Source organism: Xanthomonas sp. 3793, assembly GCF_024806835.1.
Lineage (GTDB): Bacteria > Pseudomonadota > Gammaproteobacteria > Xanthomonadales > Xanthomonadaceae > Xanthomonas > Xanthomonas arboricola_F.
Map to the genome: position 1 here is coordinate 1 of NZ_JANTYU010000010.1, position 16378 is coordinate 16378.

Here is a 16378-nt window from a genome sequence, read left to right on the forward strand (position 1 = left end):
GCGCAGCGGTCAACGTGGTCTTGCCATGGTCAACGTGACCGATGGTGCCGACATTGACGTGCAGCTTGGTGCGCTCGAATTTAGCTTTTGCCATGACTTATCTACCTCTAATTGGAAAATTTTTGAAGCGGCTGAGCGAACTCAGCCCTTCTTGGTGACGGCGTCGGCGATGTTGGCCGGTGCCTCTTCGTAATGGTCGAATTCCATCGAGAACGTCGCACGACCCTGGCTCATCGAGCGCAGCGAGGTCGCGTAGCCGAACATCTCGCCCAGCGGGATCATCGCGTTGATGATCTTGCCCGACGGGCTGTCGTCCTGACCCTGCAGCACGCCACGACGACGGCTCACGTCGCCCATCACGTCACCCAGGTAATCCTCCGGGCTGACGATTTCGACCTTCATGATCGGCTCCAGCAACACCGGGCTGGCTTTCGCAAAGCCCTGCTTGAACGCCATCGACGCGGCCAGCTTGAACGCCATTTCCGAGGAGTCGACGTCGTGGTACGAGCCGAACACCAGCTTGACCTTCACGCCCACCACCGGGAAGCCGGCGATCGGACCACTGGTGATCGTCTCGCGCAGGCCCTTTTCGACCGAGGGGATGAATTCCTTCGGGATGATGCCGCCGGTGATGTCGTTGATGAAGAGGAAATCGTCCTTGACGTTGTCGCTCTTGCGATCCTCCTCGCTCATCGGCGACAGCTCGATCACCACGTGACCGTACTGACCCTTACCACCGGACTGCTTGGCGTGCTTGTAGTCGGACTTGACGTCGGACTTGCGGATCGTTTCGCGGTACGCCACCTGCGGCTTGCCGACGTTGGCCTCGACGTTGAACTCGCGACGCATGCGGTCGACGATGATGTCCAGGTGCAACTCGCCCATGCCGGAGATGATGGTCTGGCCGGATTCTTCGTCGGTCTTGACGCGGAACGAGGGATCTTCCTGCGCCAGACGGCCCAGGGCCATGCCCATCTTTTCCTGGTCCGACTTGGTCTTGGGCTCCACCGCCATCGAGATCACCGGCTCCGGGAACACCATGCGCTCCAGGGTGATGATCTTGTCCTGCGCGCACAGCGTGTCGCCGGTGGTGACATCCTTCAGACCCACGGCAGCGGCGATGTCGCCAGCGCGCACCTCCTTGATCTCTTCCCGATTGTTGGAGTGCATCTGCAGGATGCGGCCCACGCGCTCTTTCTTCGACTTGACCGGGTTATAGACCTGGTCGCCCGAATTCAGGGTGCCCGAGTAGACGCGGAAGAACGTCAGCGAACCCACGAACGGGTCGGTCATGATCTTGAACGCCAGCGCCGAGAACGGCGCAGTGTCGGTGGCAGGACGGGTGTCGTCCTTCTCGTCTTCATCGATACCCTGGACCGGCGGACGATCGGCAGGCGACGGCAGCAGGTGCACGACACCGTCGAGCATGGCCTGCACGCCCTTGTTCTTGAACGCCGAACCACAGAACACCGGCACGATCTCGACCTTCAGGGTGCGCTCGCGCAGACCCTGCAGGATCTCCTCTTCGGTCAGGTCGCCTTCGGTGAGGTACTTGTCCATCAGGTCTTCGCTGGCTTCTGCAGCCGCCTCGACCATGAACGAACGCGCCTCGGTCGCGGTCTCGACCAGATCGGCCGGGATATCGCGATATTCGAAGGTGGTGCCCTGCGAGGCGGTATCCCAATGGATCGCCTTCATCTTGAGCAGGTCGACCACGCCCTCGAAGCCGTCTTCGGCGCCGATCGGCACCTGCATCGGCACGGCGTAGGCACCCAGACGGGCCTTCAGCTGCTCAACGACCTTGTCGAAGTTGGCACCGGTACGGTCCATCTTGTTGACGAAGGCCATGCGCGGCACGGAATACTTGTTGGCCTGGCGCCACACGGTCTCGGACTGCGGCTGCACGCCACCGACGGCACACAGCACGAACACCGCACCGTCGAGCACGCGCAAGGAGCGCTCCACTTCGATGGTGAAGTCGACGTGCCCGGGGGTGTCGATGATGTTGAAGCGGTGCTGCGGCATGGACTTGTCCATACCCGACCAGAACGCAGTGGTCGCAGCGGAGGTGATGGTGATACCACGCTCCTGCTCCTGCTCCATCCAGTCCATCACTGCAGCGCCGTCGTGGACTTCGCCGATCTTGTGACTGACACCGGTGTAGAACAGGATGCGCTCGGAAGTGGTGGTCTTGCCGGCATCGATGTGGGCCATGATGCCGAAGTTGCGGTAACGCTCGATAGGGGTGGTGCGGGCCACGGGGAGCCTCTCAATTTCTTGGATTTCGGATGGCCGAACGCCGCCTTTCGGCGGCCTTCGGATTGGATGCGACGCGAGAAGCGTCGCAAACAGCACTCATATGGTGCTGAAGGGCCCCGTTACCAAGGCCCCCGAGGTCACCAGCGGTAGTGTGCGAACGCCTTGTTCGCTTCCGCCATGCGGTGGGTCTCTTCGCGCTTCTTGATCGCGCCGCCACGGCTTTCCGAGGCGTCCAACAGTTCTGCAGCCAGCTTGCGCGGCATGGTGTTCTCGCCACGCTTGCGCGCGGAATCGATCAACCAGCGCATTGCCAGCGCCATGCGACGGGAGGAGCGCACTTCGACGGGCACCTGATAGGTAGCACCACCGACGCGACGCGATTTGACTTCGACAGCCGGGGCCACGTTGTCCAGTGCTTTCTGCACCAGCTCGACGGCATTCGGATTCTTTTCGCCAATGACGTCCATCGCGCCATAGACAATTTTCTCAGCAACCGACTTCTTGCCACTTTGCATCACCATATTGATGAAGCGGGCAATGGTTTCGCTGCCATGCTTGGGATCAGGCAGGACGGTGCGCTGCGGAGTAGAACCTTTACGGGACATTGGAGTATTTCCTTAGCTCTTCGGGCGCTTGGCGCCGTACTTGGAACGACCTTGACGGCGCTTTGCGACGCCGGCGGCGTCCAGCGAACCACGGACGGTGTGATAACGCACACCGGGAAGATCCTTGACGCGACCACCACGAATCAGGACCACGGAGTGCTCCTGCAGGTTGTGGCCTTCACCACCGATGTAGCTGATGACCTCTTCCTGGTTCGTCAGGCGCACTTTGGCGACCTTACGCAGGGCCGAGTTCGGCTTCTTCGGGGTAGTGGTATAGACGCGTGTGCAGACGCCACGGCGCTGCGGACACTTGTCCAGTGCCGGAGAGGCACTCTTGTAGGTGGTCGCTTGCCGGGGCTTGCGGACCAGCTGATTGATCGTTGCCATCAGTCGATTCTTCTGATTGGAGGCCGAAACGGCCTTGCATGAAAACGAAGGCAGGCCGCGAAACGGCCCACCGAGACAGAGAAGTATAGCTGGCAGGACGAAACTCCGTCAACTTCACGGAAACCTAACCCTGCTGGCCCATCCAAAGGCCGGAAAACGGAGGGCCTCCTGCCCTCCTTTTCGCCTGGCTTACGGCAGTCTTGCGACTGCCGTCGGAGCGCTTACTCCTCGTCCGCGCCAGCGTCGGCCACGGCTGCGACCGGTTCGGCCACTGCGGGCTTGCCCGACAGCGTTTCCATTTCCGAGTCGGTCAGACCCGAAGACTTGCGACGGCCGGCGTGATACGCCAGACCGGTACCGGCCGGGATCAAACGGCCCACGATCACGTTTTCCTTCAGACCGCGCAGGTTGTCGCGGGTGCCGCGCACGGCAGCCTCGGTCAACACGCGGGTGGTCTCCTGGAACGACGCCGCCGAGATGAACGACTCGGTGGCCAGCGAGGCCTTGGTGATACCCAGCAACACCGGGTCGTACTTGGCCGGCAGTTCGTTGCGCGTGGTCAGACGTGCATTTTCCTCGATGACGCGCTGGCGCTCGACCTGCTCGCCGTTGAGGAACTTGCTGTTGCCCTGGTCGACGATCTCGACCTTGCGCAACATCTGACGCGTGATCACTTCGATGTGCTTGTCGTTGATCTTCACGCCCTGCAGGCGATACACGTCCTGGATTTCCTTGACCAGATACGCGGCCAGCGGCTCGACACCCAGCAGACGCAGGATGTCCTGCGGGCTCGGCTCGCCGTCCACCACGGTTTCGCCCTTGGTCACGTGCTCGCCTTCGAACACGATGATCTGGCGGTACTTCGGGATCAGCTCTTCGTGTTCCGAACCATCGGTGTCCTTGATGATCAGGCGCTGCTTGCCCTTGGTGTCCTTGCCGAAGCTGATGATGCCCGAGCGCTCGGCCAGGATCGCCGGATCCTTCGGCTTGCGCGCTTCGAACAGGTCGGCAACGCGCGGCAGACCACCGGTGATGTCGCGGGTCTTGGACGCTTCCTGCGGAATCTTCGCCACCACGTCGCCCACGCCGACGGCAGCGCCGTCCTGCAGGTTGACGATGGAGCGCGGCGGCAGCAGGTACTGCGCCGGCAGATCGGTGTTCGGGATCGTCAGGTCGTTGCCCTTGCCATCGACGATGCGCACGATCGGGCGCAGTTCCTTGGCCTGTGCACCGCGACGCTTCGGGTCGGTGATTTCGCGTGACGCCAGGCCGGTCAGCTCGTCGGTCTTCTCGATGACGGTGACGCCGTCGACGAAGTCGATGAAGCGGATGAAACCGGCCACTTCCGACACGATCGGGTGGTTATGCGGATCCCAGTTGGCCACGCCCTGCCCGGCCTTGACCGCATCGCCGTCCTTTGCGGTGATGGTGGCGCCGTACGGCAGCTTGTAACGCTCGCGTTCGCGACCGTGACCGTCGAGCACGGACAGTTCGCCCGAACGCGAGACCGCAACCAGCGAGCCATTGGCATGCTCGACCGACTTCAAGTTGTTGAACTTGATCGAACCGGTGGTCTTGACGGTGATGTTGTCCACTGCCGCCGCACGCGATGCCGCACCACCGATGTGGAACGTACGCATGGTCAGCTGGGTACCAGGCTCGCCGATCGACTGCGCGGCGATGACGCCGACCGCTTCACCGATGTTGACCTGGTGACCGCGTGCGAGATCGCGACCGTAGCAACGTGCGCACACGCCGAACGAGGACTCGCAGCTGATGGTCGAGCGCACCTTCACCGACTGCACGCTGGCGTCTTCCAGCTTGGCAACCCAGGCTTCGTCGAGCAGCGTGTTGCGGGTGACGATGGGTTCTTCGTCGTTGCCCGGCAGGTACACATCCTCGGCCACGACACGACCCAGCACGCGCTCCTTCAACGGCTCCACCACGTCGCCGCCTTCCACGATCGGGGTCATGATCAACCCCTCGGTGGTGCCGCAATCGACTTCGGTGATCACCACGTCCTGCGCGACGTCGACCAGACGACGGGTCAGATAACCCGAGTTCGCGGTCTTGAGCGCGGTATCGGCCAGACCCTTACGGGCACCGTGGGTGGAGTTGAAGTACTCCTGCACGTTCAGGCCTTCGCGGAAGTTGGCCTTGATCGGCGTCTCGATGATCGAGCCGTCCGGACGCGCCATCAGGCCGCGCATACCGGCCAGCTGACGGATCTGCGCCTGGCTACCACGCGCACCGGAGTCGGCCATGATGTACAGCGAGTTCATCGACTTCTGGTCGATGGTTTCGCCCTTGGCATTTTCGACCTTCTCGGTACCGATGGTGTCCATCATCGCCTTGGCGATGCGCTCGCTGGTACGCGACCAGATGTCCACGACCTTGTTGTAGCGCTCGCCGGCGGTGACCAGGCCCGACTGGTACTGCTCCTGGATTTCCAGCACTTCGGCTTCGGCCTCGGTGAGGATGCCCTTCTTCTCGTCAGGGATCAGCATGTCGTCGATGCCGATCGACACGCCTGCGCGGGTGGCGTAGGCGTAGCCGGTGTACATCAGCTTGTCGGCGAACACGACGGTGTCCTTCAAACCCAGCAGACGGTAGCTGGAGTTGATCAGACGCGAGATGTTCTTCTTGGTCATCTCGGTGTTGGCCAGCTGGAACGGCAGGCCTTCGGGCAGGATTTCGCTCAGCAGCGCACGACCGACCGTGGTGTCCACGATCGAGGTGCCGCTGGTGCGCTTGCCATCGACGGCGTCAACGTCCACCTGGGTGATGCGGACCTTGACCTTGGCGTGCAGTTCGACCACGCGGTTGTCGTAGGCCCGCTTCACTTCGCTGGTGTTGGCAAACACCATGCCCTCGCCCTTCTTGTTCTCCAGGGCGCGGCTCATGTAGTACAGGCCCAACACCACGTCCTGCGACGGCACGATGATCGGCTCGCCATTGGCCGGCGACAGGATGTTGTTGGTGGACATCATCAGCGCACGCGCTTCCAGCTGGGCTTCCAGCGAGAGCGGCACGTGGACGGCCATCTGGTCACCGTCGAAGTCGGCGTTGAACGCGGTACACACCAGCGGATGCAGCTGGATGGCCTTGCCTTCGATCAACACCGGTTCGAACGCCTGGATGCCCAGACGGTGCAGGGTCGGCGCACGGTTCAGCAGCACCGGATGCTCGCGGATCACTTCTTCCAGGATGTCCCAGACTTCGGCTTCTTCGCGCTCGACCAGCTTCTTGGCGGCCTTGATGGTGGTGGCCAGGCCGCGACGCTGCAGCTTGGCGAACACGAACGGCTTGAACAGCTCCAGCGCCATCTTCTTCGGCAGGCCGCACTGGTGCAGCTTGAGGTACGGACCGACGGTGATGACCGAACGACCGGAGTAGTCCACGCGCTTGCCGAGCAGGTTCTGACGGAACCGGCCCTGCTTGCCCTTGATCATGTCAGCCAGCGACTTCAACGGACGCTTGTTGGTGCCGGTGATGGCACGGCCGCGACGGCCGTTGTCCAGCAGCGCATCGACCGATTCCTGCAGCATGCGCTTTTCGTTGCGCACGATGATGTCCGGCGCATTGAGCTCGAGCAGGCGACGCAGGCGGTTGTTGCGGTTGATCACGCGGCGGTACAGATCGTTCAGATCCGAGGTCGCGAAACGGCCACCATCCAGCGGCACCAGCGGACGCAGGTCCGGCGGCAGCACGGGAAGCACGGTCATGACCATCCACTCCGGACGGTTGCCCGATTCCAGGAAGGCTTCGATCAGCTTGATGCGCTTGGTGAGGCGCTTGAGCTTGGTTTCCGAACCGGTGCTGGCGATTTCCTCGCGCAGGCGGGTCATTTCCGACTGCAGGTCGATCGTGCGCAGCAGCTCGTACACGGCTTCGGCGCCCATGGCGGCGTCGAAGTCGTCGTTGTACTCCTGGCGTGCGGTCAGGTACTGCTCTTCGGTCAGCAGCTGGCGGCGCTCGAGCGGGGTCAGGCCCGGCTCGGTGACCACGTAGGCTTCGAAGTACAGCACGCGCTCGATGTCGCGCAGGGTCATGTCCAGCATCAGGCCGATGCGCGAAGGCAGCGACTTGAGGAACCAGATGTGCGCGACCGGCGAGGCCAGGTCGATGTGACCCATACGCTCGCGACGCACCTTGGCCAGGGTGACTTCGGTACCGCACTTTTCGCAGACCACGCCGCGGTGCTTCATGCGCTTGTACTTGCCGCACAGGCACTCGTAGTCCTTGATCGGACCAAAGATTGCGGCACAGAACAGGCCGTCACGCTCCGGCTTGAAGGTGCGGTAGTTGATGGTTTCGGGCTTCTTCACTTCGCCGTAGGACCACGAACGAATCAGGTCCGGCGACGCCAGCGCGATCTTGATCGCGTCGAAATCCAGCGTCTGGCGCTGCTGATTGAAGAGGTTGAGCAGGTCTTTCATTTGATATCTCCGGGTCGGAGGAATTTCGTATCTGAGATGAAACCGAGGGTCTTGCGTTCCGGCTCCCGGCACCGCATCACGGCGCCGGGGTCCGGCTCGATCACTCTTCCAGTTCCATGTTGATCGCCAGCGAGCGGATTTCCTTCACCAACACGTTGAAGGATTCCGGCATGCCCGCGACCATCTCGTGCTCACCATCGACGATGTTCTTGTACATCTGGTTGCGGCCCTGCACGTCGTCGGACTTCACCGTCAGCATTTCCTGCAGGGTGTAGGCCGCGCCGTAGGCTTCCAGCGCCCAGACTTCCATCTCACCGAAGCGCTGACCACCGAACTGCGCCTTGCCGCCCAGCGGCTGCTGGGTGACGAGCGAGTACGGGCCGGTCGAGCGTGCATGCATCTTGTCGTCGACCAGGTGGTTCAACTTCAGGTAGTGCATGTAGCCGACGGTGGTCTTGCGATCGAACGCTTCGCCGGTACGACCGTCGTACAACTGGGTCTGACCGCTCTGCGGCAGCTCGGCCAGTTCCAGCATGCGCTTGATTTCCGCTTCGCTGGCGCCGTCGAACACCGGGGTAGCCATCGGCACGCCATCGATCAGGTTCTTGCCCAGGTTGAGCAGCTCCTCATCGCTGAACTGCGACAGATCCACGCGCTGTGCATTGATCGCGCTGTCGTGATTGTAGATGTCGTCCAGGAACTTGCGCAGTTCGCTGACCGCCGCCTGGGCTTCCAGCATGCGCTGGATCTTGCGACCCAGGCCCTTGGCGGCCCAACCCAGATGCACTTCCAGAATCTGGCCGATGTTCATACGCGACGGCACGCCGAGCGGATTCAGCACGATGTCGACCGGCTCGCCGGTGGCCATGTACGGCATGTCCTCGACCGGCACGACATTGGAGACCACACCCTTGTTGCCGTGGCGGCCTGCCATCTTGTCGCCCGGCTGGATGCGGCGCTTCACTGCCAGGAACACCTTGACCATCTTCAGCACGCCCGGTGCGAGGTCGTCGCCCTGGGTGATCTTGCCGCGCTTGTCGGCGAAGCGTGCTTCGAATTCCTTCTCGTGCGCCTGGATCTGCTTCTGCGCGCGCTCGATGGCGTCGGCAGCGTCTTCGTCCTTCATGCGCAGCTGGAACCAATCGGACTTCTTCAGCCCGTCCAGATACGCGTCGGTGACGTTGTCGCCCTTCTTCAGGTTCGGACCGCCGTTGGCGACCTTGCCCACGATCTGCGAACGCAGACGTGCGTAGATGGCCGCTTCCAGGATGCGGAACTGGTCGTCGAAGTCCTTCTTGACGCGCTTGATTTCGGACTCTTCGATCTGACGCGCACGCTTGTCCTTCTCGATGCCGTCGCGGGTGAAGACCTGCACGTCGATGACGGTGCCGTCCATGCCCGGGGGCACGCGCAGCGAGCTGTCCTTCACGTCGGACGCCTTCTCACCGAAGATCGCACGCAGCAGCTTTTCTTCCGGAGTCAGCTGGCTCTCGCCCTTCGGCGTGACCTTGCCGACCATGATGTCGCCGGCGCGCACTTCCGCGCCGATGTACACCACGCCGCTTTCGTCCAGACGGTTCAGGGCCTGCTCGGACACGTTCGGGATGTCGGCGGAAATTTCCTCCGGCCCCAGCTTGGTGTCGCGCGCAACGCAGGTCAGCTCTTCGATGTGGATCGTGGTGTAACGATCCTCTTCCACCACGCGCTCGGAGAGCAGGATGGAGTCTTCGAAGTTGTAGCCGTTCCACGGCATGAACGCGATCAGCATGTTCTGGCCCAGGGCCAGCTCACCGATGTCGGTGGACGGGCCGTCGGCCAGCACGTCGCCGCGCGCGATCACGTCGCCCACGTTCACCAGCGGACGCTGGTTGATGCAGGTGTTCTGGTTGGAGCGGGTGTACTTGATCAGGTTGTAGATATCCACGCCGGCATCGGTGCCGCCGCCGATTTCTGCCTCGTTGACCTTGACCACGATGCGGGCCGCGTCGATCTGTTCGATCACGCCACCACGCAACGCATTGACGGTCACGCCGGAGTCGCGCGCCACCGCACGCTCGATGCCGGTACCGACCAGCGGCTTTTGCGAACGCAGCGTCGGCACGGCCTGGCGCTGCATGTTGGCGCCCATCAATGCGCGGTTGGCGTCGTCGTGTTCCAGGAACGGCACCAGCGCCGCGGCGACCGACACGGTCTGCATCGGCGACACGTCCATGAAGTGCACTTCGGCCGGCGGCTTCAGCAACGACTCACCCTGGAACCGGCACGGCACGAACTGCTCGGTGAGCATGTTCTTGGCGTCGGTCAGCGCGTTCGCCTGGGCGATCACGTACTCGTTTTCCTCGATCGCCGACAGGTATTCGACATCGTCGGAGACCTTGCCGTCCAGCACCTTGCGGTACGGCGTCTCGAGGAAGCCGTACTGGTTGGTGCGGGCGAACACGGCCAGCGAGTTGATCAGGCCGATGTTCGGGCCTTCCGGCGTTTCGATGGTGCAGACGCGGCCGTAATGGGTCGGGTGCACGTCGCGCACTTCGAAGCCGGCGCGCTCGCGGGTCAGACCGCCCGGGCCCAGTGCAGAGACGCGACGCTTGTGCGTCACTTCCGACAGCGGGTTGTTCTGGTCCATGAACTGCGACAGCTGCGAGGAGCCGAAGAATTCCTTGATCGCCGCTGCCACCGGCTTGGCGTTGATAAGTTCCTGCGGGGTCAGGCCTTCGGATTCGGCCATCGACAGCCGCTCCTTGACCGCGCGCTCGACGCGGACCAGGCCCACGCGGAACACGTTCTCGGCCATTTCGCCGACCGAACGCACGCGACGGTTGCCCAGGTGATCGATGTCATCGACCACGCCGCGACCGTTGCGGATCTCGGTCAGCACCTTGATCACTTCCAGGATGTCGGAGGTGTCGGTGTGCTCGGCGACCAGGCGCTTGGATTCTTCGTCGTTACGCTCTGCGAAGTACTTCTTGTCGTACAGCACCGACTCGCCCAGCACGTCCTTGCGGCCGACGCGACGGTTGAACTTCATGCGGCCGACCGTGGACAGGTCGTAACGCTCGAAGGTGAAGAACAGGTTGTGGAACAGGTTCTGCGCGGCTTCCTTGGTCGGCGGCTCGCCCGGACGCATCATGCGGTAGATCTCGACCAGCGCTTCCAGCTGGGTCTTGGTCGGATCGATGCGCAAGGTGTTGGACAGGTACGGGCCACGATCCAGATCGTTCACCCACAGGGTGCCCACCGCGTCGACGCCGGCCTTGCGGAAGGCAGCCAGCTGGTCTTCGCTGATCTCGTCATTGGCATTGGCCAGCAGTTCGCCGGTCGAGCCATCGACCACGTCGTGCGACAGGATGCGGCCGACCAGGTAGTCGTCCGGCACGGCCAGCGCGGCGACGCCGGCGGCTTCCAGCTGCTTGACGTGACGGGCGGTGATGCGCTTGCCCGCTTCCACGATGACCTTGTCGCCATCGGCCAGGTCGAAGTTCAGCGTTTCACCACGCAGACGCTCCGGCACCAGCTCCAGCTGCACGCCTTCGTCCGGGTTGATGTGGAACGTGTTGATCTCGAAGAACTCGGCCAGCATCTCTTCGTTGCTATAGCCGAGCGCGCGCAGCAGGATCGACACCGGCAGCTTGCGGCGACGGTCGATACGGGTGAACAGCGCGTCCTTCGGGTCGAACTCGAAGTCCAGCCAGGAACCGCGGTACGGAATGATGCGGGCGCTGTACAGCAGCTTGCCCGAGCTGTGGGTCTTGCCACGGTCGTGGTCGAAGAACACACCCGGCGAGCGGTGCAGCTGCGACACGATCACGCGCTCGGTGCCGTTGACGATGAAGGTACCGTTGCCGGTCATCAGCGGAATTTCGCCGAGATAGACCTCCTGCTCCTTCACATACTTGATGGCCTTGGTCGACGACTCGCGGTCGTAGATCACCAGGCGCACGGTCACGCGCAGCGGCGCGCCATAGCTCATTCCGCGCTGACGGCATTCACGCTCGTCAAACACCGGCTGACCCAGCTTGTAGCCCACGTACTCGAGCGCAGCGTTGCCGCTGTAGCTGGAGATCGGGAACACCGACTTCAGAGCGGCATGCAGACCGAGGTCCTTGCGCTTGGTCGGCTCCACATCTTCCTGCAGGAATTCGCGGTAGGAATCCACCTGGATGGCAAGCAGGAACGGCACTTCGAGGATCGAGCGCTGCTTACCGAAGTCCTTGCGGATACGCTTTTTTTCGGTGAACGAATAAGACGTCATGAGGTCTTCACCCTAGGCTGCGGGGGCCGCGTCGCGGCGGCCCTGAAATAACAAAATTGTCAGTTGGAAGTCGCTGGTATTGCCGGCACCAGCACGCCTTCTCCCGCTACTTCCAACTACCAACTCGGTGAGGCCGGGAGTCGGGAATGGAGAAATGGGAATCGGATGAGCACGCGATGTTGCATTTGCGATTCCTCAATCCCGACTCTCGATTCCCGCCCGAAACGGCCGAAGGCCGGGAGCTTTACGCTCCCAGCCTTCAGTGCATCACCATGAAACGCTGGCGATGCAAGGTATTGCTTACTTGATTTCGACAGTCGCGCCGGCTTCGGTCAGTTCTTTCTTGATCTTCTCGGCTTCGTCCTTGGTGGCGCCTTCCTTCAGCATGCCACCGGCTTCGGTCAGGTCCTTGGCTTCCTTCAGACCCAGGCCGGTCACGGCACGGACGGCCTTGATGACGCCGACCTTGTTGGCGCCGCAGTTGGTCAGCACCACGTTGAACTCGGTCTGCTCTTCGACCACGGCGGCCGGGCCGGCTGCAGCGGCAGCGACCGGGGCGGCGGCGGAGACGCCGAACTTTTCTTCGATGGCCTTGACCAGCTCCATCACTTCCATCAGGGACTTCTCGGCGATGGCGTCGACGATCTGTTCGTTGGTAAGGGACATTGTGATTACCTTTTAGAAATTGATTCTGGAATGGTTTCTAGCAGACGCTAGGACATCAAGCTTCGGCAGTCTCGGCGACCGGTGCGGCGGCTTCGTCGCCACCACCCTGCTTGTCGCCAACGGCCTTGACGGCACGGGCGAACATGGCAGCCGGTTCGGACAGCACGCGTGCCAGCATCGCCAGAGCCTGATCGCGGGTCGGCAGCGAAGCCAACACATCGACGTGGCTGGCCGGGAACAGTTCCCCGCCGATTGCCACAACCTTGGCCTGCAGCTTGTCGTTGCTCTTGGCAAATTCCTTGATCAGGCGACCGGCAGCGCCGGGCTCCTCCATCGAAAACGCATACACCAAAGGACCGACCAGCTTGTCAGACGCGACAGCAAATTCGGTACCTTCGACGGCACGCACGGCCAGGGTGTTCTTGACAACTTTCAAGAACACACCGGTTTCGCGGGCCTGCTTGCGCATCGCGGTCATCTGGGAGACCGTGGTGCCAGCGTATTCGGCGGCGATCAGGGAGTGGGCCTTGGCGGCGATGTCTGCCAGCTCGGCGACTACTTCTTGCTTCTGGGACAGATTGAGAGCCATTGCACTCCTCCGTTAAAGCCGGGATTGGTGATTGGTGATCGGTGATTCGTCGAAAGCCATGAAGCCGCTCCTGCAAATCCCCAATGCCGAATCCCTAATCCCCGCTTCAAACTACTCCGCTCGCGGCTCCTGCCGGTTGCGGTCCAGGGCAGCCTCCTTCCTGGAAGCCGGGAACATCGACCGATGTTCCTTTGGTGGCCGTTCTAGACCTGGAGTGGGCTCGATCCGGGATGTCCCAGACGCGCGTAAACCAGAAAACTCCAGAAGGGCGACACCATCTACGCCGGCCAGTTCGAAACGAACCAATTAAGCGACCCCGCTGCATCGACGGCGACTCCATGCCAGTGCGAGCATCCCTGCCCGTCGTCGATCTGCGCTGACCGCGCCTGCGGTCTTTGACGGCTACCGCCGGACATGCCGGCGATCGCCTTCAAAATGTCCGTTACCCCAAAGGAGGGAACGGACTCCCAGCACACGGTAACCCGGGCCGGAAAAACAATGCAGTACTGCACAAACATGTCAGGCGCATGACGCCCGACACGTTCGATTACTTCAGCGACAGGCTCGACTGATCAACCGTCACGCCCGGGCCCATCGTCGAGCTGACCGATACCTTCTGCAGGTAGGTGCCCTTCGAGGTCGCCGGCTTGGCCTTGACCAGATCCAGCAGCAGCGCCTGGAGGTTCGACTTCAGCGCTTCGTCGTCGAAGCTGGCCTTGCCGATGGTGCAGTGGATGATGCCGGCCTTGTCGGTGCGGTAACGCACCTGGCCCGACTTGGCGTTCTTGACCGCTTCGCCCGGGTTGGCCGACACGGTGCCGACCTTGGGGTTCGGCATCAGGCCGCGCGGGCCCAGCAGGGTACCCAGCTTACCGACAACGCGCATGGCGTCCGGAGTCGCGATGACCACGTCGTAGTTCAGATCACCTGCCTGCATCTTCTCGGCCAGGTCGTCCATGCCCACTGCCTCGGCGCCCGCAGCCAGGGCTTCGTCAGCCTTGGCGCCTGCCGGTGCGAACACCGCAACGCGCACGCTCTTGCCGGTACCGGCGGGAAGCACGGTCGAACCGCGTACCTGCTGATCGGACTTCTTGGCGTCCACGCCCAGGCGCACGGCGACGTCGATGGATTCGACGAACTTGGCCTTGGTGGCGGTCTTCAGGATCTTGATTGCGTCTTCGAAGGCATAGCTCTTGCCCGGAACGACTGCGGCCGCAATGGCCTTAACGCGCTTGTTCTGTGCCATGTCTTAGCCCTCCACCGTCAAACCCATGCTGCGGGCGGTACCCGCAATCGTGCGAACTGCCGCTTCGAGCTCGGCCGCCGTCAGATCGGCTTCCTTGGTCTTGGCGATCTCTTCCAGCTGCTTGCGCGTCACCTTGCCGACCTTGTCGCTGTTAGGACGCTTCGAGCCGGAAGTCACGCCCGCCGCCTTCTTGAGCAGCACGCTTGCCGGGGTGCTCTTGGTCACGAACGTGAAGGTACGATCGGAATACGCGGTGATGATCACCGGCGTCGGCAAACCCGGCTCCAGCTTGGAGGTCGCAGCGTTGAACGCCTTGCAGAATTCCATGATGTTCAAACCGCGCTGACCCAGTGCAGGGCCGACCGGCGGTGCAGGATTGGCCTGACCGGCCTTGACCTGCAACTTGATGTAGGCAGTTATTTTCTTAGCCATCTCAATACTCTCCGGGTGCTAACGCCTGACAACAGGCTCCCCATCGGACCGGGAGAATCACGCGTCCCGGCGTCGCGTTGCGTACAACACGCAGATGGCCGCCATGTGGCAGCCATTGTTTACCCAGCGGTCGCCAGGTCAGCGAGCCGCGCACTATAGCAGCATTCAAGACAGGCGCCTAGCAGGCGCCTGCTCGGGTCAGCCCTTCTCGACCTGGCCGAACTCAAGCTCGACCGGTGTGGAGCGACCAAAGATGAGCACGGCGACGCGCAACCGGCTCTTCTCGTAGTTGACTTCTTCGACAACGCCGTTGAAGTCGTTGAACGGACCATCGGTGACACGCACCATCTGACCCGGCTCGAACAACACCTTCGGACGCGGCTTTTCGACACCATCCTGCACACGCTGCAGGATCGCATCAGCTTCTTCGTCGCGAATCGGCAACGGACGATCGGCGGTGCCGCCAATGAAGCCCATCACCTTGGAAGTTTCCTTCACCAGATGCCAGCTTTCGTTGTCGATGCGCGGAATTCCGGCTTCTTCGTGAGTTTCGATCTGGACCAGCACGTAGCCGGGGAAGAACTTGCGCTCGGACCGACGCTTCTGGCCGGCGCGCATCTCGATGACCTCTTCGGTCGGCACCAGCACTTCACCGAAACGATCTTCCATCTCGGTGCGGACGATGCGATCGCGCAGCGCCTGCGCAACAGATTTTTCAAAGCCTGAATAGGCGTGAACGACGTACCAACGCTTCACTGCTTGATTCTCCTCAACGAGCCAGGAACCACTGCGTGAGCTTCTGGATGACGAAGTCGAAGCCGCCCAACAGCAAACTCAGAATGATCACAACAACAATCACGACCCAGGTCGTGCGAATGGCTTCCTGACGCGTTGGCCAGACCACCTTACGCAACTCAAACCTGGATTCGGACATGAATTCGCGGGTTTCCCGGCCTTTGCCGGTCCCCAGAAAGACAAATGCACCTGCCACCAGCCCGACGATGACAGCCAGCGCACGCAACTGCGGCGTCCAGGCTCCCAGCTGCGTGGCGCGCTCCGGCGCAGAAAACCAGAACCACACAAACAGCCCCGCAACCACCAGGATCGCGGAGAGCACGTATTTCACGATATCAGCGCTGGCAGCAGACGCGCTTTTGGAAGGCTCGATTTTGCTATTCATCCGGCTCTAGTTACCGATCTGACCCGAATCGCTGGGCCGGAAAGAGGAGTGGCACGCCAGGAGGGACTCGAACCCCCAACCTGCGGTTTTGGAGACCGCTGCTCTGCCAATTGAGCTACTGGCGTATGTACTCGTTTACCGCAAACCCTAAGACAACGAAGGCGGACCGCGGTTCAGCCGGCCCGCCATTCGCACAAATTCGGCGACCGAAGCCGCCGAACTGCAGGTATTGCTTACTTGATGACCTTGGCAACCACGCCGGCGCCGACGGTACGGCCGCCTTCGCGAATCGCGAAGCGCAGACCTTCGTCCATCGCGACCGG

Annotated in this window: 12 protein-coding genes, 1 tRNA gene and 1 pseudogene; all 14 read right to left on the bottom strand. The window is 62.1% G+C overall.

Going from position 1 to position 16378, the window contains the following annotated elements; genetic code table 11:
* The coding region (locus tag FHY18_RS21830; RefSeq protein WP_259160053.1) for a GTP-binding protein at positions 1-94 on the bottom strand (94 nt) is incomplete at its 3' end.
* Between the two features lie 47 nt (positions 95-141).
* Complete coding sequence (gene fusA / locus FHY18_RS21835; protein ID WP_259160032.1) at positions 142-2259, bottom strand: elongation factor G; 2118 nt, start codon at positions 2257-2259, stop codon at positions 142-144.
* Between the two features lie 137 nt (positions 2260-2396).
* Entirely contained in the window at positions 2397-2864 is a 468-nt protein-coding gene (gene rpsG / locus FHY18_RS21840) for a 30S ribosomal protein S7 (RefSeq protein ID WP_005993356.1), read from the bottom strand.
* Positions 2865-2876: 12 nt separating this feature from the next.
* Positions 2877-3251 carry a 30S ribosomal protein S12 gene (gene rpsL, locus FHY18_RS21845; protein WP_003469157.1) on the bottom strand — a complete coding sequence of 125 codons (375 nt, stop codon included), beginning with the start codon at positions 3249-3251 and terminating at the stop codon, positions 2877-2879.
* A 221-nt stretch (positions 3252-3472) separates the two neighbouring features.
* Positions 3473-7690 (bottom strand): DNA-directed RNA polymerase subunit beta', encoded by a 4218-nt coding sequence (gene rpoC, locus FHY18_RS21850; protein ID WP_046964545.1) that lies wholly within the window; start codon positions 7688-7690, stop codon positions 3473-3475.
* Positions 7691-7790: 100 nt separating this feature from the next.
* Complete coding sequence (gene rpoB, locus FHY18_RS21855; RefSeq protein ID WP_046964546.1) at positions 7791-11942, bottom strand: DNA-directed RNA polymerase subunit beta; 4152 nt, start codon at positions 11940-11942, stop codon at positions 7791-7793.
* A gap of 300 nt (positions 11943-12242) precedes the next feature.
* On the bottom strand, positions 12243-12608 hold the full coding sequence (gene rplL, locus FHY18_RS21860; protein ID WP_029219218.1) for a 50S ribosomal protein L7/L12: 366 nt from the start codon (positions 12606-12608) through the stop codon (positions 12243-12245).
* A gap of 55 nt (positions 12609-12663) precedes the next feature.
* Positions 12664-13197 carry a 50S ribosomal protein L10 gene (gene rplJ / locus FHY18_RS21865; protein ID WP_005993339.1) on the bottom strand — a complete coding sequence of 178 codons (534 nt, stop codon included), beginning with the start codon at positions 13195-13197 and terminating at the stop codon, positions 12664-12666.
* A gap of 547 nt (positions 13198-13744) precedes the next feature.
* Complete coding sequence (gene rplA, locus FHY18_RS21870) at positions 13745-14443, bottom strand: 50S ribosomal protein L1 (protein WP_005993337.1); 699 nt, start codon at positions 14441-14443, stop codon at positions 13745-13747.
* A gap of 3 nt (positions 14444-14446) precedes the next feature.
* Positions 14447-14875 (bottom strand): 50S ribosomal protein L11, encoded by a 429-nt coding sequence (rplK, locus tag FHY18_RS21875; RefSeq protein WP_259160048.1) that lies wholly within the window; start codon positions 14873-14875, stop codon positions 14447-14449.
* Positions 14876-15073: 198 nt separating this feature from the next.
* The gene (nusG, locus tag FHY18_RS21880; protein WP_029219215.1) at positions 15074-15631 is read right to left on the bottom strand and encodes a transcription termination/antitermination protein NusG; all 558 of its coding nucleotides are present in this window, start codon (positions 15629-15631) and stop codon (positions 15074-15076) included.
* A gap of 13 nt (positions 15632-15644) precedes the next feature.
* Positions 15645-16055: a preprotein translocase subunit SecE gene (gene secE, locus FHY18_RS21885; protein WP_046964549.1), complete on the bottom strand. Its 411-nt coding sequence runs from the start codon at positions 16053-16055 to the stop codon at positions 15645-15647.
* A 49-nt stretch (positions 16056-16104) separates the two neighbouring features.
* Positions 16105-16180: transfer RNA gene (locus FHY18_RS21890), tRNA-Trp, on the bottom strand.
* Between the two features lie 108 nt (positions 16181-16288).
* Positions 16289-16378, bottom strand: a pseudogene (locus FHY18_RS21895) (elongation factor Tu); the annotation flags it as partial.

Bases quoted from the DNA above. Each gene is read 5' to 3' on its own strand.
- rplL (WP_029219218.1), bottom strand. From the start codon at position 12,608: ATGTCCCTTACCAACGAACAGATCGTCGACGCCATCGCCGAGAAGTCC.
- rpsG (WP_005993356.1), bottom strand. From the start codon at position 2,864: ATGTCCCGTAAAGGTTCTACTCCGCAGCGCACCGTCCTGCCTGATCCC.
- secE (WP_046964549.1), bottom strand. From the start codon at position 16,055: ATGAATAGCAAAATCGAGCCTTCCAAAAGCGCGTCTGCTGCCAGCGCT.
- rplJ (WP_005993339.1), bottom strand. From the start codon at position 13,197: ATGGCTCTCAATCTGTCCCAGAAGCAAGAAGTAGTCGCCGAGCTGGCA.
- rpoB (WP_046964546.1), bottom strand. From the start codon at position 11,942: ATGACGTCTTATTCGTTCACCGAAAAAAAGCGTATCCGCAAGGACTTC.
- rpoC (WP_046964545.1), bottom strand. From the start codon at position 7,690: ATGAAAGACCTGCTCAACCTCTTCAATCAGCAGCGCCAGACGCTGGAT.
- rplK (WP_259160048.1), bottom strand. From the start codon at position 14,875: ATGGCTAAGAAAATAACTGCCTACATCAAGTTGCAGGTCAAGGCCGGT.
- rpsL (WP_003469157.1), bottom strand. From the start codon at position 3,251: ATGGCAACGATCAATCAGCTGGTCCGCAAGCCCCGGCAAGCGACCACC.
- rplA (WP_005993337.1), bottom strand. From the start codon at position 14,443: ATGGCACAGAACAAGCGCGTTAAGGCCATTGCGGCCGCAGTCGTTCCG.